This window comes from Paenibacillus sp. OK060 (assembly GCF_900101205.1).
Classification (GTDB): domain Bacteria; phylum Bacillota; class Bacilli; order Paenibacillales; family Paenibacillaceae; genus Paenibacillus; species Paenibacillus marchantiae.
The window spans coordinates 51,521-70,038 of sequence record NZ_FNFR01000006.1 but is presented as its reverse complement, the minus strand read 5'-3'; the positions used below and the strand labels follow the sequence as shown (position 1 = coordinate 70,038).

Sequence of the window (18,518 nt, the reverse complement as noted above, 5' to 3'; positions counted from 1 at the left end):
TCTTAAATGATAAGCAAGTCTCTAGTATAGAGACTTGCTTTTTTGTATCTGTATTTGATTTATTCGATTCAGGTGTGCCTCGCTGAACAATAATTGCACGGGAAGAAATATGTTCATTTGAAAGTGGTTTTGCGAAAATGCGAGAAAAGGCATATTTTCACGAAAAATGCCGATCAATGTTCAGAATCGGTTCAGAGCTGATAGGTATAATCTTCCTACAACAGAAAGAGAAGGGAAGATTCGAACATGCGAAAAAAGGATCACCAGAAGCGCTCCAGGCTCCTGAGACGAATAGGGATTGTGATATTAACATTCTTTATGGTCTTTGGAATGCTGCCAGTTGTATTTCAACAAGGTGTCGTACAGGCCAAGAGTTGCTATGATCTAACGGAAAAAGATTCTGATGATGTTGAATGGAAGCTCATTCGTACGCCTGAAGAGCTCTATTGCGTAAGAGAAGACTTAAACGGTAATTACAAGTTGAAGAATGATATTTCTGAAGCAGCCATGAGCACGTTTTTGAACGGAGGATCTTGGACTCCAATTGCTGACATGATAGAAGATGAGCTTATGCCTTTTACAGGCAGGTTCGATGGGAATGGTTATTCAATCTCCGGTTTGAAAACGACGGATGAAAGTCAGAATTCTGTGGGGTTATTCTACGGATTACAAGGTGCTGAGGTTAAAAATCTTATATTAAATAATGTATCCTTTACAGGTGATGCGATGGTAGGTGGGCTTGCAGGAGGTATTAGAGAGTCACGCATTGAAGGCGTGCATATCAGTGGAAACATAAAAGGGAATATGAGAGTAGGCGGTATTTCAGGTTTATCGGACGGAAGTGAATATATAAATAACAGCACTAATGTTGCGGTAATTGCCTTAGGTGAGGATAGCGACTCACTCGGGGGACTTTTTGGAGAAAGTAATAAGGGCACAATCATTGCAAATGCTGCTGAAGGTACAGTGAATGGTTATGAGGCTATAGGTGGACTGATCGGAGAGTCGAATGATAATTTCATTCAACAAAGCTACGCTTCAGGACAGGTAACGGGTAACTACCAGGTAGGCGGTTTGATTGGCCAACTTAATTATGAACTTAGCCATACCATTGCAGACAATTATGTGGTTGGTTCAGTGAGATCTCATGCTACAGGGAATAATGATTTTTCTGCTGAAGCCATTGGCGGACTGATTGGTGAAGTGAAAAAATATGATGAATCAGCCTCCGCAAAAATAGATATTCAAAATAATTATGTAGCTGCGTCTATAGATATTACTGATCCTGATAATTCATCCTCACCGATTGATGAGCAGACCATAGGGTCATTCATAGGTTCTTTCGATGATCCAGAAGGTGAAGTAAGCTTCTCAAGTAATTATTATGATTTGAACAAAAGTAATACTAGCCAGCAGAGCAATTCGATCTACGCAGTGGGAGTTCTTACCGAACAGATGAAACAACAATCTAATTTCAATGGATGGGATTTCGCTGAAGTTTGGACAACTCGTAACAGGATCAATGATGGGTATCCGATCTTGCGTTCATCCAAGCTTATGACTGCGCCGACTCCACCTCTGCCTGATCGGACAATAGATTATTTGTATCCATATCCTACAAGCGGAACAATTACTCAGTCCACATCTAAAGTTATAGTGAAGCTTAATGAAGCTGGTAGATTTTATTTTGACAATCAATTGTTTGATGAAGAAATTGGGTGGCAGTCGGATGAAGATACTAAATTACATGCCTTAGCTAATCTATCTTATGTTGATCTAGAAGCTAATGAAGTAAGCTCGTTCTTGTTTACAGGACTGGAAGAGAACACCTTGTACCGAATGTTCCTGGCGGTAGAAGATACGAATGGTCAGCTCTGGGACATGGGAGGTCGGGGATATGAAACACTTGCAAACTCAACGCCTCTTCCACAAAACGTAGTGGCTACACCTGGTGATGGTCAGGCTGCCATTGAATGGATTACAGAGCCAGAATTAGAATATCGCGTGTATATGTACCAAGGTACGGAGGCACCAAAGGATCCGGATCTGTGGACAAATGTGACGGACAGTTACATCGATGGACATATCGGTGGGCTGACGAATGGTGAATCTTATGTGTTTGCAGTTAGATCATATGCTTCCGATGAAGAAAATTCAGATTATGTTGCATCTAACGTGGTGATCCCGCAAGAGGAGAATAATAATGGTGGTGGATCTAATCCAGATCCAGACCCAGACCCGAACTTTCCTGCACCACAGCATGTAGTGGCAACAAAAGGTGAGAAAAAGGTTACGTTAACTTGGGATCTAATCATGAACGGATCAGCTTCGGTCTATATGTACGAAGGTTCGTCAGCACCAGTAGATCCTTCACAATGGGTACTTGTTACTTCTAATATTTTGAATAATAGTTGGGAAATTAATGATCTTAGAGAAGGCGAAAAATATATTTTCGCTGTTAGAGCTGTATATGAAGATGGCGTATCCGAATATGGAATTTCTAATTCAGTGAAGATTAACATAACTCCATCCAATCCAGAAACGCCAGGTAATGGGGGAGGTGGGGGAGTTATTACTCCTACTCCTGTAACGCCAACAACTCCACAAGCTCCACAGAAAGAAGTAATCAAAGTGGATGTAGCGAATGGGGATCAATCTTCAACGATCGCTTCCTTGGAGATTCAACGTACTCGAGGAACAGATGGTACGATTAAGGATGAACTTCTTCTTGATCAGAGTAGAACGCAAACCATTATCAACCAATTGAAACAGACAGGCTCCCGCACAGCGGTTGTCTTGATTCCAGACGCAAAAGATGAAGTATCGCAGTGGGATCTGAACCTCTCTCCACAATCGTCAGCAATGCTGGCTGAGCAAGGGGTGGATCTGGTTATTTCCAATCCTAATGTGAAGATTATCATTCCGGCGAGTTCCTTGAACGGACGCACAGATAATATTTATTTCCGTCTAGTACCGGTGAAGAAGGAAACCCAACGTTTAGAGATCCAAACGAGAGCACAGGCGAATGAATCGATCATCCAATCTGTAGGTACAACGGATATCCAGATCATCGGACGTCCAATGACAATCGAAACGAATCTCCAGAGCAGACCTGTTACACTCATATTGCCTTTGGATGCTAATCAGGTTGCAGGTGTGAAATCTGAGGAGCTAGGTGTATATATTGAGCATAGTGATGGGACGAAGGAGCTTGTGCACGGCAAAAAGGTTACCCTAAACGGTAATCATCAGCAAGGCGTCGAGATTGAAGTAAACAAGTTCAGTACATTCTCCATTGTTAAGGTCAAAGACTGGACAGACAACACATTGAAAGCACGACCGTATATTCAGGGGTACATGGATAGCAGTTTCCGACCAGAGCGTAACGTAACTCGTGCGGAAATGGCAACATTAATCACGCGTATTCTGGGAACATCGACTCTTGAGGGAAGTCATGAATTTACAGATGTTACATCCAGTCACTGGGCAGATGCGGCTATCTCAGCAGCAGCTCAATCCGGTTATGTTCAAGGCTATACAGATGGCAGCTTCAAGCCGGATCAAGCGATTACTCGCGCGGAAATAGCTGTCCTGTTACAGCCGTTATTAACATCTGATCAGATGACTACTGCTCCGACAGCATTTACCGATGTAAACGAGCATTGGGCGCAACAAGCAGTAGAACAATTAAGTTCGGCGGGTGTAGTTACCGGATACAAGGATGGCACGTTCCGTCCAAGCCAGCCGATCACCCGCGCTGAAGCTGTTACAATGCTGAATAAGCTGATCGGTTTTCAAGCTGAAACGAATGCGGTAGGACAGTGGTCGGATGTACCCGCCACACATTGGGCTTATGAAGCGATTGAGGCAGCTTCTATCCGCAAGTAAATAGTTGTATTCAAACTCAAAGAGAGATATCTTTCAGTCATTTGGCTGGAGATATCTCTTTTTTTACATCAAATTATTGAACCATGGATTCAATGCGCTCCAGAGTACTCCCCGATGCTATGCTTAGCCCGAGAATACTAATAAGGCGGCCATAAGAGCTTGCGCGCAGTTTCGTAACGTTCCGCCACAGCTGGCCAGTACACAACCTTCCACCAATCCTCGATATATTTTTTGCGTTCATTCTGGTGTTTCAGATAGTAGGCGTGTTCCCATACATCAAGTGGCAGGAGAGGCACGATGTCGGACTGGGACAGGTTCTGATGTTTCTCCGCCTGTAAAATCTCCAATCTGTGCGCCCGCGGGCTCCAGACCAGCATGGACCAGCCACTGCCTTCCACTTTGTTGGCCGCTTCAGTGAATTGATTCTTGAACGCTTCATAGCTGCCAAAATCCCGCTTGATCTGCTCTGCGAGCATACCGGAAGGCTTACCTCCACCTTTAGGGTTCATAATTGTCCAGAAGATCGTATGCAGGTAATGGCCTGCACCATTAAATGCGAGTTCGCGTTCCCAATGTTTAACGAGTTCAAAATTATTCTTTTTCCGCGATTCTGCCAGCTTTTTCTCCGCGGTGTTCAGTCCGTCTACGTAGGATTGATGGTGTTTGTCATGGTGTATACGCATCGTCATCTCGTCGATATGTGGTTCCAGCGCATTGTAGGCATAGGGTAGGGGTGGCAGTGTGTGTCCGCCAATAGGTACAGGTTTCTCTTTGACTGGCGCTGCTGAAGAGCTGGTTGTACCCTCGGCATTTGTATTGGGAGTCTTTACAGCAGTCGCTGAAGATTGTGCCTGTACCGCTGGAGTGGAGTTATTGATTTTTCCCGCAGCATTGGACGATTCTTCTACAGCTTCACGATAGGCTTGTTCAGATACGGGCGTTGAAGCAACTTGTACGTTGGGATCAGCCGGTTGTTCCGAGGTTTGAAGAATATGGTCCAGTGAAAAAGATGGATCAGACACCAAATCTCGCAAAGCTCCAGATTGTTTCAGCGTTTCAAGTACCCCCAGGAAATACTCCGATTCACGTATGAAATGCAGAATAACCACTTTGGCAATCGGCACCTGCTGAACAGCAGTACTTTGCTCCAGCAGGACGTACAGCTGTCTAATGAACTCACGCGATTGTGTGCAGGCCGCAGCCACGAGCTGTTCAATACAGCGGATGATGTAAGGAGCAGGCGGTTGGGTTCCCGGCAGTATTTGCTTCAACAGCTGATTCGCGACTCGTTCGCTATTCTCAAAAATCGCTTCCCATTCCGCAAGCCATTTGACATATGAGGGTTCAAGATCAGGAACCAAGGCACGAATGACAATCGTATGTTCCTTCTCTTGCTCTTTCCAGAAACGGACTTCTTCGAGTACCCGCAGAGGCAGCAGATGCCCATATCCATACCAATTCATAAGCGGTATACCTCCGTTCAGATGAATTTGAATTCAGATCCAGTAGCAGAAACGAATTGCTTCCCCGGTTCGCTCAATTTTGTATTGTACAAGGTAGAGCTGTCTTTAATTACATCCCAAAAGTATATTCTCCAGACATGTTGTCCTATGTATACACAAAAAAAAGAGCCCCTAGGGGCTCTTGAATTACCGGATTTTCACGATTCTCTGTTATTCGTATTTTCCACATCATCGCTGCTCGTCTTGGTCACATGACTCAGGAATGTGGAGACACGGCGCAGATATTCCTTCGGATGCTCCCGGAAGATCAGCTCATGATGCGCACCGTCCACAATCCATTCATCGGAATTCGGATTGGTTTGGTTGCCGGCAAGCAGCTCCGCAATCGGGTAAGGAGCTTTCTCATCCTCGGTACCATGGATGAAGAAAATCGGGAAAGGATAATCTTCTTTTTTCACTTCTTGATATGGAATTTGCTGCAATCCGGTCCCGTTCAGAATCGGGAACAGCAGGTTCATAATCTCCAGCGTAGGCTGCCGCGGAAGATCAATCTGATTATGGATGTTGTGATACAGCGTATCCGGCTCAAGCAGGAACGTGCTGTCCAGAATCATAGCATCCACATCTTTGGTAATCAGCCCAGTCTGCAGGGCTGTACCTGCACCCATGGAGAAACCCCATACGACAAGCTCCTGAGCTCCGCGCTGCTTCGCAAACTGGATAGCACCAAGCAGCTGCTGGGACTCGGCTTTGCCGCCTGTGGCAACAGCTTTGTTCACCTGTGAAGCGAAACCGTAATCGAACATCACCACATTGAAGCCAAGTTGGTGAGCATAATGGGCCAGATCATACATCGGTACCCAGGTCTCTTCACGATTCGCACCATATCCATGGCTGAATATGATGGTTTTGTTTGCATTATCATCAGCCGGAATATACCAACCCTGCATCGTTCGACTGCCGTCTGCTGCCGGGAACGTGATGTCTTGATACTTCATGTTCTTCGCCTGCATGGGATTGGAGAATACAGGCGCTACAGTTGGATTGGATAATACCCAAGCAATATAACCGTGTAGTGCAATGAAACAAAAGAGCAGAAAAAATACAACGGAGAGCAACAACGCCACGACAATATGTTTGAACCGGATCAGCCTCGGTGATAACGAAGAAGGCAGATCTGACACTTTCGTTTGCAGCGGGGCTTCGCTCTGGGATGTCGGATACATGATTGCCCCTCCTTTAAAAATCAAATGAAGATAACAACGAGACGAACAGAGCGGATAAATGATTTTTCTGACTACATATGAAGCAAAATCTTAATTTAATATATCTTTATCGTATGTTCCAATATAGTCAAAGTCAATTGATTGAGGCCATTTGTTACGCAATTGTTATATAGTTTTGAAGATATATGGGTAACATTTCCTTAGGGTGCAAATTGCAGGGGATTCTAATTTATAAAAAGAAAATATTTACAAATATCCCTATTCCAAATGGCGCTTTTTGGTTTACAGATGAGACCGTTTCTCATATAATTTATGTAACCAAGTTTCATGTGATGAAACATGAGGAGGGCAACTTGCCATGGAAGACCGAAAGTTAACCGTCCGGGCTGTAGAACGGGCGCTGGATATATTATTGTGTTTTACAACCCGCAGTGATCTGGGGCTCACGGAAATTGCGAGCCAGATCGGTCTGCACAAAAGTACAGTCCATCGTCTGATGGCTACTTTGGAGGACAAGGGGTTTGTGATCCGGGATGCAGCAACCGAGAAGTATCGACTGGGCATACGTATCTGGGAACTGTCTGCCCATATGTCTCGCAGCGATGATCCTGCCATTTTGCTCCTTCCCGCGATGGAGCGGCTGAGAGATCGACTGGGCGAAACCGTGAGTTTATATCTGCGTGATGGCAGTGAGCGGATTCGAATTCAAGCCGTGCAGAGTGATCAGGCGATTCGTCGTGTAGCTCCGGTGGGCGTCAGACTTCCGTTATCCGTGGGAGCATCCAGCAAAGTGCTGATGGCTTTTGCCACCGAAGAGGACCGCGAAGATCTGATGAATGGACCTGAATGGCCGGTATTTATCGATCCCAAAGTATATTTGGCCCAGATGAAAGACATTCTGGAATACGGCTACGCAACAAGTTATGAGGAGCGTGAACCGGGAGCAGCGGCTGTATCTGTACCCATCATGGATCGGAAAGGCAACATCGCTGCTGCTCTGTCGGTATCCGGGCCTGTTAGTCGCCTTTCGCAGGAGACGTTGCATGAATATGCACCTGTACTGAAGGAAGCTGCTACACAGATGGGACTTATGTTATCCTGATTTTATGTTCTGGAATATAAAGGTTGTTTTTATGATTCGGTTGCGCTACTCTGTAATGGACGGCCCAACAGGGTCAGCAATTGAATATGAATTTGCGGCTTAAATGCTGCAACTTGTTAACGTTACTGGGGGAGTCCGAATTGTCCGGACTGAGACGGAATCGCATGAGATTCTGGACCCTTTGCACCTGATCTGGATCATACCAGCGTAGGGAAGTAATCGGCGATACGACCACGAACACCGTATAATGTGACCTATGGATGGACTCCGTTATGGAGTCTCTATAAGGTATGTTATTGGTGATGGACATAAGCCGGTTCCCTTGGGAACCGGCTTTTTTTATACAGTAAACAGGCGGAAGCTGGTGTCAGATCTGCTTTTGGATAAAGGGCTGGGTGCCATTGGCGAGCATTGGGTGTAAACCTTTTGCTTCGACTGTCTGTATTAATTGAAGTGTATGTCCCTATTTTGTGTGGTATGGTCGCTCTTCCTTTTTCTATGTTGTGGATGATTTGGACCCGTGAGCAAGCATTTCAATCCAGGCAATCACTAATGAGGAGGAGACAAGAGCGATGAGCACAGGAAACCGAATGATGGGACAGGACAAGCAGGACAAGCAGGATCAGCAGTTGGCAAAGGAAAAAGGTACGGCAGGACGGGTTCAGCCCTTCCCGGGCAGCCGCAAAGTATACATTCATGGCTCACGACCGGACATTGCAGTACCGGAGCGTGAAATTGCCCTTCATGACACCAATACTCCCCAAGGAGTGGAGCATAACGAACCGCTGCGTGTTTACGATACGAGCGGACCAATGACCGATCCTGGATTTCATGCCGATATCCGGGCAGGGCTGCCGGCGCTGCGTACCCGCTGGATTACGGAGCGTGAAGATGTTGAAGCCTACCAGGGACGAACGGTAAAACCGGAGGATAACGGATTGAAACCAGGAGGGAAGCGAACTGGAGCCGAGAAGTATCCTGGCTTGCATGCTAAACCATTACGTGGACAGGCAGGGCGCAGTGTGACTCAGATGCATTATGCACGGCAGGGAATGATCACGCCGGAGATGGAGTTCGCCGCCATTCGTGAGGGTGTGGAGCCGGAGTTTGTGCGGCAGGAGCTGGCGAGTGGCAGGGCCATCCTGCCGTCGAATATTAATCACCCAGAGAGTGAGCCGATGCTGATCGGGCGTCATTTTCATGTGAAGATCAATGCGAACATCGGAAACTCTGCGGTATCCTCCTCCATCGAGGAGGAGGTGGAGAAGATGACTTGGGCCGTACGCTGGGGATCGGATACGGTGATGGATCTTTCCACAGGCAAGGACATTCATACGACCCGCGAATGGATCATCCGCAATTCACCTGTACCGATTGGAACAGTACCGCTCTATCAGGCGCTGGAGAAGGTCAATGGCGAAGCAGAAGCACTGACATGGGAGTTGTATCGTGACACGCTCATAGAACAGGCAGAGCAGGGTGTGGACTATTTTACGATCCATGCAGGTGTGCTGCTGCGATATATTCCGCTGACCGCCAAACGTATGACGGGCATTGTGTCACGGGGCGGGTCCATCATGGCAGCATGGTGCCTTGCGCATCATCAAGAGAATTTTTTGTATACCCATTTTGAAGAAATCTGCGAGATTATGAAAAGGTATGATGTGGCGTTCTCGCTCGGAGACGGACTGCGCCCAGGAAGCATCTATGATGCCAATGATGAAGCCCAGATGGCGGAACTGGCTACGCTTGGAGAACTAACACAAATCGCTTGGAAGCATGATGTGCAGGTGATGATTGAAGGTCCGGGGCATGTGCCGATGCACAAGATCAAGGAGAATGTCGATCTGCAAATGGAGATATGTAAAGAGGCGCCGTTCTATACACTGGGGCCGCTGACGACCGATATCGCTCCAGGATATGACCATATTACCTCGGCGATTGGGGCGTCGATGATCGGTTGGTTCGGCACGTCGATGCTCTGTTATGTTACGCCAAAAGAACATCTGGGCCTGCCCAATAAGGATGATGTGCGGGAAGGCGTTATCGCCTACAAGATCGCTGCTCATGCCGCTGATCTGGCGAAAGGTCACCCACGTGCCCAGCGGCGGGACGATGCGCTGTCCAAGGCACGGTTTGAGTTCCGCTGGAGGGATCAGTTCAACCTGTCACTGGACCCGGAACGTGCGCTGTCCTACCATGATGAGACGTTGCCGGCAGAAGGGGCTAAGGAAGCCCATTTCTGCTCCATGTGCGGTCCGAAATTTTGCAGCATGCGCATTACGCAGGATATTCGTACCTTTGCCGCAGACAAAGGTTTGTCCGAAAATGAGGCCGTGGCTGCGGGCATGCAGGAAAAGGCTGAGGAATACCGGACTCGCTCTTAGGCGTCGTTACAGCGCAATCTGGGCAGCCTGACATGGTGAAAAGCTGTTCTTCTCCGTGATTGAGGAGAGGAACAGCTTTTTTCTAATTTCTTGTATGTGTACAATCATCTGAACAATCAGTTCTCATCAGTATGAGTTTCTTGATTTTTCTTGTTCCACATTTTATATAAAATCCCCGCAATAACAAATAACAGTGCATCACTGAGTTTGAGATTACTTCCATGTAAAAATGCCGAACAGGCAAATCCAACTACAAATAATATAACAACATAAAGAAAACGCACGCTTATTCCTCCCGTCAATTGTAGATGTAGATGGTTTGAATGGCTTACGTCTCGGATTCAAAGTCTAACACCGCTTCAAGCTCAACTTCTTCTCCAAATAAGCCGCTAGCGATGCCAGCGGGCTATAGATCGCCATGCCTGTATCTGATGTGACCCGTGCTGCTGCGGGAGCCATCGACAGTTGAGCGGCTACGACAGTGCTATCTGGATACTGCTCAGCAATTTGCTGTAATCCGGTGCTCACTGCTGCAAGATAACTTTCCTTATCGCCTCGCATAATTAACTCGAATGTGCCCGGGATCAATACTGCTTCGATCCCGTTTCGCTGCTCATCCTTATCATCTTGCTGCAAAGCCAGATTCACCCGCGCCATCGTTCCTTCAATCGTTGCGGGGTTGGTAAACGCTAGGATATACTCGCCAGGATTCTGCTGTATTTCCTGAAGTAATGGATCATCAATTCCAATCACGGGCACGGGAACATGCTGTGCCTCCTGCTCAAGTACGGCTGCAAACAGGGTACAGGTGACGAGGATGGCATCTGCATGACAGTGGGCGATCCATTGCAGCGTCTGTGATACTTTCTCATGCGTAACTGCTTCGCTGAAATCATCATCATGTTTGAGGCGATCCAGACCCGGATCGACATAATGTACAAGTTCAACCTCATAAGGAGCGAGTGCTTCTTCAGTTAGTGCAATATTAGAATAGTGAGCGTGAAAACAGCCAATGGTCATCATCATACTATCCCCCTGAAATGGATTATGTCTCATATAAGTTCGAAGATTTTTAACCCATTATAGAGATTGTGACAATAGACTGTACATATTTAAAATAATTGAGGTAGCAACATTTATCGTGAAAACGCGAATAACCGTTCATCCACAACTTCGCAGAGGAACGGTGCGAACCACGTAAGCGATTCTCAATTCGCTCATCATTTCATTTATCGCATAGAAGGGGCAGCATTCTTTTTAGCCATTTTTTGTTGCAAAATTTCATGAAAGGATAGACCTTGAGTGTTCTCATTCTCCTTTTTGGGAGCAGTGGTCGCCGTGTTGCGCGGATATTGGTGGTGGTACGGGATCATTTGCTGAATAGGCATGCGGATCATCTTGGTTCCTCCTTTAATGCATTTTCGAATATGCATATGTGATTATTAATAGGTTATGTATTCCGACGGGGTATCGTCTCTGTTACGCAAATAGGTATATGTGACTTGTTAGACGAAATAGGCAACTTAAGGTGTAATTCCAATTGGATTGTAGTGATTTTACCCCGTATTCAGGAGATGTAAACGTTTTTAAGTAAATTCAGGAGGAAAGGACCGCATATGTGAGGTTTTGTATGGGAGGATAGAAGCGGTCGTTAAGTGAATAGACCCAGTTTTGGGAATGCCAATTGTGTCGAAATTAAGACATATTGTCTGGTTGTATAGGTACGACGCAAGCTAGCTAACTTGGTACCATGGTCGGTTGTCGGGTGCATATTAGAGCAATTTTGAACGGACAGACAAAGGCGGAATGCCAAAAAGCCGCCAGGAAAACCTGACAGCCTAACAGCATTGTGCATAAATCCGTGAGCGTTATTCCATTGCTGAGATATAGATCGAAACGGTCCAATTGGAATTAAGAAATGACCATAATCACTTTTTTCTTATTTTTCTTGGCGAACAGCGATATATAGATCTACTTGTACATTCTCAGGATCCAGACTTCGTTCATCATATAATTCGAAGTCCCCGGTAAACGTGCGTTCCCCCTGATTGTTCCAGGCCCACACCGCACCCCAGGCCTCACCTACGACCTCGGCCATCGGGCCCTTTCTAGAGGTGAACACCGCATATGTTGCAGGTGGCAGCTCAACGGAACTCACTCCCTCAGGCAACGCTTCATCCGGACCCACCTCATGACCCACCAATATGGTGTATTCTCCATTTATACCATCTGTATAATCAGCGTAACAGCCAAAGCGGGCGGCTTCAGGGGCAGGCTGATGATCTGAGGCGAAGTAGCTGTTCCAGAGTCCCTGAATACAGCCTTTGCCACTCATCTCAATGGCATTGGTTGTTCTGGCGGACACACCTGCAAGGCGCTTCCCTGGCAGCGTGACATACCGAATGGGCTCTGTGGAAAGCCGATTGTCGTGAGTTCCTTGATTAAATTCAACGGACTCATCCGAATGTTCTACCCCAAATGCCACGTTCCGTTCTGAGCCGGATGCATTCCATCTTTTCAAAAAAGGAAGTTGGTTGCGCAGCATTGCCCTTGCTGATTCCTCGTCCATACCTTCCTGATTCAAGATGGCGGTGCACATTTCAATCATGCCCTCCAGCGTAATATCGGGCTGCTCGAACTGGCCTTCTTTATAACAATAGATACAGTATTCGCGGGTTGTAGTACCATCCGTTTCTGTTCCGAATTGAGCAGGGGTAGTAAGTGGCATTCCGCAGCTCTGGCATACTGTGACGTTCATCAGCAATTCCTCCTCGTTATGTACAGCTTGAATATAGTAGAAGTATAACGGGAGGAACTGGACACCTGTCTGTCAGGTTATGGGCGGAGCTTTATAATTTTGCACAATTTGTTCAGCAATTCTATGAATCTCTTCCCGAATATGTAGAGGCTCCAGCACTTCAACATCCGCGCCAAATCCAAGAATGAACCCATACAACCAGTTGTCCTCCGGGAATGCGACTTGGCTGATATAATACCCCTCACCATCCGAAACGACGTTCTCTATGCCAAACCATTCCTCTGCGATGTGACGGATACGAGCATGGAATCTCAGGCTCAGGGCCACTTTATTATCCGGAGTTGCCCACTCTTGCTGCCAGGGCCTGTCCTGCAGGTTGATCGGCTTGCGTTCGAAGCTTCCTTGGGCAAGGACGACATCTCGCATGCGGACCAGCTTGAACATGCGGAAATCGTTTCGTTCGTGACAGAACGCATAGAGGTACCAGGAATGCTTTTTGAGCACAAGAGTATGCGGGTCGGTCGTTCTATGAGTTTGAGTACCTTCTGCACTACAATAGGTAAATGTAATGGGCCGTAGTTGATCCATGCCCTGTTCAATAAGCTGAAGTTTGATTTGCAGCTCTTCGGGATGCGTCCACATCGAATAATCCACAATGAAGCGGCTGGTATTGGCCTGGAAGTCCTCATTTTTGGCTTCAGGTACGATGCTGCTGAGTTTCTCCATCAACAGATCCCGTGCTACATTCGTATGGGAGGTGGAGACACTGCGCAGCGCAGTGACAATGGAGGCCAGATCCTTGTCGGTCAGTACATTTCGGTCAAGACGATAGCCCTCTGCCAGGCCAATACCACCGCTTGCACCCTGATAGGTGACGACAGGAATACCCGCCTGACCCAGGGTGTCTATATCCCTGTAGATGGTGCGGATGGATACTTCAAACGTATCCGCCAGATCCTTGGCCTGCACCCGGCCACGATTGATTAACAGCACAACAATGGCTAATAAACGGTCCAGTTTCATATATTGGATTCCCTTCAATCATTTATAAGTTGGATTCAGATATGTTATATTGTTGAGCATCACATATAGGAGTGGAATAAGCAATGAAGCGTATTACGATTTTGATCGCAGATGATGAAGTTGAGATCGCTGATCTGGTTGCATTGCACTTGCAAAAAGAAGGATATCACATCATCAAGGCATTCGATGGGAAAGCGGCGGTTCAAGCCGTTCAGACACAAGCAATAGATTTGGCCATTTTGGATATTATGATGCCGGGTATGGACGGATATGAGGTGACCCGCAAAATTCGGGAGCAGTATCACCTGCCTATCATTTTTCTGAGTGCCAAAACCTCGGATATGGATAAAATCACCGGGCTCGTGATGGGCGCGGACGATTACATGACAAAACCATTTAACCCGATGGAACTGGTCGCCCGGGTCAATTCCCAACTGCGCCGTTCCCTTCAATTTAGCCAGTCTGTACCGGTCCAGCGCTCCATTCTGGAGAAAGGCGGGCTCATTATCTCGCCAGATCAACATAGCGTTACCCTATACGGCAAGCCAGTAGAGTTAACACCGAAGGAGTTTGACATCCTGTATCTGCTCGCAAGTCATCCCAAACAGGTGTTCAGTGCGGAAAGCATCTTTGAACAAGTGTGGGGAGAGGCTTATTATGAGAGCGGCAATACCGTGATGGTTCATATTCGGACCCTGCGCAAAAAGCTGGGCGAAGATGTGGACAAGAACAAGTTTATCAAAACGATATGGGGTGTGGGGTACACGTTCAATGAATAAACGCAGAAGTTTTCGAACGACCATGATTCTGTTGCTTGGTTTAAGCATGCTGGCATCTGGCGCGATTACCTTTGGGGTATATAAAGTGATGCAATACTATTACACTGGTGTGCGTGCGGAGGATCAGTTAGCAGAATATCGTCATTTTATGAGAAGTATAGGGGATATTTACTTTTTCCTCATCTTGTTCATACCGCTTGCGATCCTGTTTTTCTTCTGGTTTACCAAGCCGTATGTTACCTACTTCAAAAATATTTCCACAGGTATCCGGCAACTCGCGAGTGGTGATTTCCAGCACCGTGTGCAAATTTCGACGAAGGACGAGTTGGGCGCGATTGCAGAGGATATCAATCTGGCGAGTCTTAAACTGAGGGAGGCGGTAGAACGGGGAGATTTTGCGGAGAGCAGCAGGGACCAGCTGGTTGTAAACTTGGCGCATGATTTGCGTACCCCTTTAACATCAGTATTGGGTTATCTGGATCTGTTGATGAAGGATGATCAGCTGACGGAGGAGCAGGTCAGGCACTTTACAGCGATTGCTTTTACCAAGTCTCAACGTCTTGAGAAACTGATCGATGATTTGTTCGAGATTACACGAATGAACTATGGCATGTTGCCGATTGAGAAAAAGAGGCTTGATCTTAGTGAACTGCTAAGGCAGATGAACGAAGAGCTCTACCCTGTTTTTGAAAAGAACCGCCTGGTCACCCGACTGCATATCGATTCCGAGTTAACCATTTCTGGCGATGGTGAGGTGCTTGCACGCGTGTTTGAGAACCTGTTGATTAATGCAGCGCGACACGGTACAGATGGTCTTTATGTGGATATCAACGGACACCGTGATGCAGGACAGGTTATTATTCAGATCATGAATTACGGGGGACATATTCATCCGGATGATCTGCCTCATATTTTCGATATGTACTATACCGGAGATCGTGCGCGGACACCTCAGGAAGGTGGAACAGGTCTGGGCCTGTTTATCGCCAAAAATATTGTGGAGCAGCATGATGGGTCCATTTCGGCCCAAAGTGATATCGTACGGACCGTATTTGAAGTGCGATTGCCTGCATTAGAATGAAGTAAAAGGCTGAATTTAAGAAAAACTTTAGAATTGCCCTGCTTTTTTTTAACTAGTTTTCTCTATCCTTGAATTACGAGGTAAAGGAGGAGCATGGAATGAAAAAGTGGGGATTTTTGATATGTATCATTGTACTGGGATATATCTTTTCCAAGTCACCTGCACTGTTTGAGCAGAAGGAAGAGGCGAATCTGGAAGTTCAGGATACGGGTGAAATTCGTGCAGGATATACCAAAATAATTAACGTGGATATGCAGAATCAAGTACATAAAGGGAATTTATTGCTGGTCAATTCGGAGTATCCCGTGCATGCGGAGGGGATTAGAACCGATATTGTTAATCTGGCTGAACAACAAGAACTGATCCGTGGATACGGATTGCTGGATAATAACATTATGTTGTCAAAGTACGTAGCGCAAGCATTCCAGAAGATGGTTGAAGCTGCTGGGAAAGATGACGTACGATATTTCATCATCAGCAGTGGCTATCGGGACTTTACGAAGCAAGAACAGCTTTATGAGCAAAAGGGATCGGACTATGCGCTTCCCGCAGGTCATAGTGAACATAACCTGGGCTTGTCTATGGATATCGGCTCTACGCTGGCTGCTATGAGTGAAGCACCGGAAGGAGCCTGGCTGGAAAAGAATGCATGGAAATTCGGATTCATCTTGCGTTATCCGAAGGATAAAGTGGACATCACCGGCATCCAATTCGAACCATGGCATTTCCGGTATGTGGGATTGCCGCACAGCGCCATCATGTATCATAATCATCTGGTGCTGGAGCAATATTTGGAGCTGCTACAGCAGAAAAAGAGTATTTCCGCTGAAGTCGGGGACGAGCAGTATCTTATACGTTATTACGATGCATCCAAAGATGAAACCATTAATATACCTGAGCATGGTCAATATGAGATATCGGGAGACAACATGAAGGGAGTTGTCGTGACGGTGGAGGAATAAACAACTAGAAATACATGGAGGTTCATATATGAAACCAAAGGAGTTCAACATGAAGTTGATATGGGTCGCGGCATTGATCGTCTATCTCTATCTGCTAACCAAGCTGATATTATTCAAAGGGCATACGGTGGATTGGGACATTGTGAGGGTTCAACTTATGGCGATCGCGCAACAGCCGGATCTGATTCATACGCGAACCGTTAACCTGACGCCATTTCAGGAAATCTCAAGAGACTGGCATAGCCTGTCGTTACATCGTCCGGGTACCGCAATACATCTGCTGGGCAATGTTATGGCCTTTATCCCACTGGGTATTTTCATTCCAGTGCTGATGGGGAACAAGCTGTTGTCAGGGGCCAAGGTACTCGTACTTTCCTTGCTCTTAAGTTTTGCTTTTGAAGCGACACAGCTATTGACGGGCATGGGCATATTCGACGTGGATGATCTTATGTTGAACACCTTTGGTGGAATGGTTGGTTATGTTCTGTACAGCCTGCTTATCGGTCTGAAACGGATAATCATAGGTGGAGCAGCTCGCACTACCAGAAAAGAGTATAATTCCAATCAGAGTCGCGTGTAAGGAGGGGGAGCATTTGATGATTTTCTTGGCTGCTTTAATGATTGGCACAGGAATTGTATTTATCGTTAGTCCACGTTATGTTACTCATTCTTCGTCGGAGGATGGAACCAACAACAATCAAATTACCTCCAGATGGATTGGGTACTCACTGGTCATAATGTCCTTTCTGTTTGTGGTCATGGCCATACTGCAATCCCTGGATCAAGCATCTCATTACATTGGACATTAAAAGGAAGTGTAGAGGCGTTACATAGCCTTTGGTATATTAATAAGAGAAGCTCCCCATCGCGTGCTGAGTACGTGGTGGGGAGCTTTTATATCTGCCAGATAGGGTGGGTGGAGTAAGTTTGTATAAATGATGACGCAGTTTGCGAGCTGAATCGCTAATGAGGTAGAGTAGAGATGATACATTTTATTAACCCACATCCTTACAAGGAGGACATATATTGTATTCATTGGCTAAACAACTCGCAGGAAGAATGAAAGCGATCATGGACATTGAAAGTGAAATTGCTGAAGCTGAGCGTAATCAGCAAGGTGAAGAATTTGTGCGTGATTTAGAACAGAAAAGATCAGACTTGATAAAAACCTTTACACGCGATGAGTTATTGGTCATAAAAACGGTAATGAATGTTGGACGATCGGAGAGAGGCTATCGGTACCATTTTAACTCTAATGAAATTGAAATCATTCACTTACCGATTGAGTTAACTGGGCCTGAACTGATGCAAAAATACTCATATTACCTCGTACATAAGACCAAACAGGAACTTGCCAATGGCATCGAATATTATACGGCTGTATCGGAACAGCTGAAAGAAGGTATGGAAATATTGAAGCTTTAAACTACTATTCATAGATGAAAGGAGGTATGTAAATTGATAATGAAGATTTCACACTATACGCCAGATGGTTTCTATTATTATGTTCCCGATCAATATGCAGAGCAGATAGAAGAGTGGAGAATTGAATTTTCTGATTTTTTGCAGAGTATAGAGGGGAAACATCCGTTCACAGAATATATTGAATCTATTAATTATGAGGGCAATTTAGAATATGCTGTTTTTGGCCGTAGTTACGGAGGGGATGATTTCATGGACTGGATAAACATGGAAAAATTAAACTGCAGAGGTGTATATCGCATTCCTGCGCCACCTGATGATTCGGAAGTTGGATTGAAGATTGATTTTTAAACATATATCGATTATTAAAAATGGGAAAATCAAAAAAAGCTCCCCGTCACCGTGCAGAGCGCACGTGGCGGGGAGC

Annotated in this window: 17 protein-coding genes, 1 pseudogene and 1 riboswitch; of the genes and pseudogenes, 11 read left to right on the top strand and 7 right to left on the bottom strand. The window is 46.0% G+C overall.

From position 1 onward, the window contains the following. Positions 1–246: 246 nt before the first annotated feature. Positions 247–3,888 (top strand): S-layer homology domain-containing protein, encoded by a 3,642-nt coding sequence (locus BLS14_RS21810; protein ID WP_090953939.1) that lies wholly within the window; start codon positions 247–249, stop codon positions 3,886–3,888. Between the two features lie 137 nt (positions 3,889–4,025). Here the strand turns inward: BLS14_RS21810 and BLS14_RS21805 are convergent, their stop codons facing one another. Both BLS14_RS21805 and BLS14_RS21800 read right to left on the bottom strand, forming a co-directional pair. Further along, positions 4,026–5,351, bottom strand: coding sequence for a Fe-Mn family superoxide dismutase (locus BLS14_RS21805; protein WP_090953937.1), 1,326 nt, complete (start codon positions 5,349–5,351; stop codon positions 4,026–4,028). Positions 5,352–5,548: 197 nt separating this feature from the next. Continuing rightward, positions 5,549–6,577 carry an alpha/beta hydrolase gene (locus tag BLS14_RS21800; RefSeq protein WP_090953935.1) on the bottom strand — a complete coding sequence of 343 codons (1,029 nt, stop codon included), beginning with the start codon at positions 6,575–6,577 and terminating at the stop codon, positions 5,549–5,551. 358 nt (positions 6,578–6,935) lie between these two features. Between BLS14_RS21800 and BLS14_RS21795 the strand changes: the two genes are divergently transcribed. The 3 genes from BLS14_RS21795 (at position 6,936) to thiC (ending at position 10,066) form a co-directional block, all read left to right on the top strand. Then, complete coding sequence (locus BLS14_RS21795; RefSeq protein WP_063568040.1) at positions 6,936–7,679, top strand: IclR family transcriptional regulator; 744 nt, start codon at positions 6,936–6,938, stop codon at positions 7,677–7,679. Positions 7,680–7,796: 117 nt separating this feature from the next. Continuing rightward, positions 7,797–7,910: riboswitch (TPP riboswitch) on the top strand. A gap of 25 nt (positions 7,911–7,935) precedes the next feature. Then, the gene (locus BLS14_RS32715) at positions 7,936–8,100 is read left to right on the top strand and encodes a hypothetical protein (RefSeq protein ID WP_176854680.1); all 165 of its coding nucleotides are present in this window, start codon (positions 7,936–7,938) and stop codon (positions 8,098–8,100) included. Between the two features lie 172 nt (positions 8,101–8,272). Continuing rightward, the gene (gene thiC / locus BLS14_RS21790; protein ID WP_371121659.1) at positions 8,273–10,066 is read left to right on the top strand and encodes a phosphomethylpyrimidine synthase ThiC; all 1,794 of its coding nucleotides are present in this window, start codon (positions 8,273–8,275) and stop codon (positions 10,064–10,066) included. A gap of 116 nt (positions 10,067–10,182) precedes the next feature. On the opposite strand, the gene BLS14_RS32710 is transcribed toward thiC, so the two are convergent. The 5 genes from BLS14_RS32710 to BLS14_RS21775 form a co-directional block, all read right to left on the bottom strand. Then, positions 10,183–10,350 (bottom strand): hypothetical protein, encoded by a 168-nt coding sequence (locus BLS14_RS32710; RefSeq protein ID WP_176854678.1) that lies wholly within the window; start codon positions 10,348–10,350, stop codon positions 10,183–10,185. Positions 10,351–10,414: 64 nt separating this feature from the next. Beyond that, positions 10,415–11,092, bottom strand: a complete 678-nt coding sequence (locus tag BLS14_RS21785) for an aspartate/glutamate racemase family protein (RefSeq protein WP_143021573.1) — start codon at positions 11,090–11,092, stop codon at positions 10,415–10,417. A 203-nt stretch (positions 11,093–11,295) separates the two neighbouring features. After that, positions 11,296–11,463, bottom strand: coding sequence for a hypothetical protein (locus tag BLS14_RS32705; protein ID WP_161490662.1), 168 nt, complete (start codon positions 11,461–11,463; stop codon positions 11,296–11,298). 542 nt (positions 11,464–12,005) lie between these two features. Beyond that, positions 12,006–12,824 (bottom strand): zinc ribbon domain-containing protein, encoded by an 819-nt coding sequence (locus BLS14_RS21780; RefSeq protein WP_063568042.1) that lies wholly within the window; start codon positions 12,822–12,824, stop codon positions 12,006–12,008. 72 nt (positions 12,825–12,896) lie between these two features. Beyond that, on the bottom strand, positions 12,897–13,847 hold the full coding sequence (locus tag BLS14_RS21775; RefSeq protein ID WP_090953931.1) for a helix-turn-helix transcriptional regulator: 951 nt from the start codon (positions 13,845–13,847) through the stop codon (positions 12,897–12,899). Between the two features lie 83 nt (positions 13,848–13,930). On the opposite strand from BLS14_RS21775, the gene BLS14_RS21770 reads away from it, so the two are divergent. The 7 genes and pseudogenes from BLS14_RS21770 to BLS14_RS21740 all read left to right on the top strand — a co-directional run bounded on the left by BLS14_RS21770 (position 13,931) and on the right by BLS14_RS21740 (position 18,442). Continuing rightward, the gene (locus tag BLS14_RS21770) at positions 13,931–14,626 is read left to right on the top strand and encodes a response regulator transcription factor (RefSeq protein WP_063568044.1); all 696 of its coding nucleotides are present in this window, start codon (positions 13,931–13,933) and stop codon (positions 14,624–14,626) included. After that, complete coding sequence (locus tag BLS14_RS21765) at positions 14,619–15,707, top strand: HAMP domain-containing sensor histidine kinase (protein ID WP_063568045.1); 1,089 nt, start codon at positions 14,619–14,621, stop codon at positions 15,705–15,707. Before BLS14_RS21770 ends, BLS14_RS21765 begins: the two co-directional genes overlap by 8 nt. Positions 15,708–15,805: 98 nt before the next feature. Beyond that, positions 15,806–16,466: pseudogene (locus BLS14_RS21760) on the top strand (M15 family metallopeptidase); the annotation flags it as partial. A 231-nt stretch (positions 16,467–16,697) separates the two neighbouring features. After that, entirely contained in the window at positions 16,698–17,249 is a 552-nt protein-coding gene (locus BLS14_RS21755) for a VanZ family protein (RefSeq protein WP_090953927.1), read from the top strand. Positions 17,250–17,262: 13 nt separating this feature from the next. Beyond that, the gene (locus BLS14_RS21750) at positions 17,263–17,478 is read left to right on the top strand and encodes a hypothetical protein (protein ID WP_143021572.1); all 216 of its coding nucleotides are present in this window, start codon (positions 17,263–17,265) and stop codon (positions 17,476–17,478) included. A gap of 217 nt (positions 17,479–17,695) precedes the next feature. Continuing rightward, positions 17,696–18,094: a hypothetical protein gene (locus BLS14_RS21745; RefSeq protein WP_079695734.1), complete on the top strand. Its 399-nt coding sequence runs from the start codon at positions 17,696–17,698 to the stop codon at positions 18,092–18,094. Positions 18,095–18,127: 33 nt separating this feature from the next. Next, positions 18,128–18,442 (top strand): hypothetical protein, encoded by a 315-nt coding sequence (locus tag BLS14_RS21740; protein ID WP_143021571.1) that lies wholly within the window; start codon positions 18,128–18,130, stop codon positions 18,440–18,442. Positions 18,443–18,518 lie beyond the last annotated feature (76 nt).

Coding starts and splice junctions, on each gene's coding strand:
- thiC (WP_371121659.1), top strand. CDS start 8,273: ATGGGACAGGACAAGCAGGACAAGCAGGATCAGCAGTTGGCAAAGGAA.
- BLS14_RS21810 (WP_090953939.1), top strand. CDS start 247: ATGCGAAAAAAGGATCACCAGAAGCGCTCCAGGCTCCTGAGACGAATA.
- BLS14_RS21765 (WP_063568045.1), top strand. CDS start 14,619: ATGAATAAACGCAGAAGTTTTCGAACGACCATGATTCTGTTGCTTGGT.
- BLS14_RS21780 (WP_063568042.1), bottom strand. CDS start 12,824: ATGAACGTCACAGTATGCCAGAGCTGCGGAATGCCACTTACTACCCCT.
- BLS14_RS21805 (WP_090953937.1), bottom strand. CDS start 5,351: ATGAATTGGTATGGATATGGGCATCTGCTGCCTCTGCGGGTACTCGAA.
- BLS14_RS21770 (WP_063568044.1), top strand. CDS start 13,931: ATGAAGCGTATTACGATTTTGATCGCAGATGATGAAGTTGAGATCGCT.
- BLS14_RS21755 (WP_090953927.1), top strand. CDS start 16,698: ATGAAACCAAAGGAGTTCAACATGAAGTTGATATGGGTCGCGGCATTG.
- BLS14_RS32705 (WP_161490662.1), bottom strand. CDS start 11,463: ATGATCCGCATGCCTATTCAGCAAATGATCCCGTACCACCACCAATAT.
- BLS14_RS21775 (WP_090953931.1), bottom strand. CDS start 13,847: ATGAAACTGGACCGTTTATTAGCCATTGTTGTGCTGTTAATCAATCGT.
- BLS14_RS32715 (WP_176854680.1), top strand. CDS start 7,936: ATGGATGGACTCCGTTATGGAGTCTCTATAAGGTATGTTATTGGTGAT.
- BLS14_RS21795 (WP_063568040.1), top strand. CDS start 6,936: ATGGAAGACCGAAAGTTAACCGTCCGGGCTGTAGAACGGGCGCTGGAT.
- BLS14_RS21800 (WP_090953935.1), bottom strand. CDS start 6,577: ATGTATCCGACATCCCAGAGCGAAGCCCCGCTGCAAACGAAAGTGTCA.
- BLS14_RS21785 (WP_143021573.1), bottom strand. CDS start 11,092: ATGATGATGACCATTGGCTGTTTTCACGCTCACTATTCTAATATTGCA.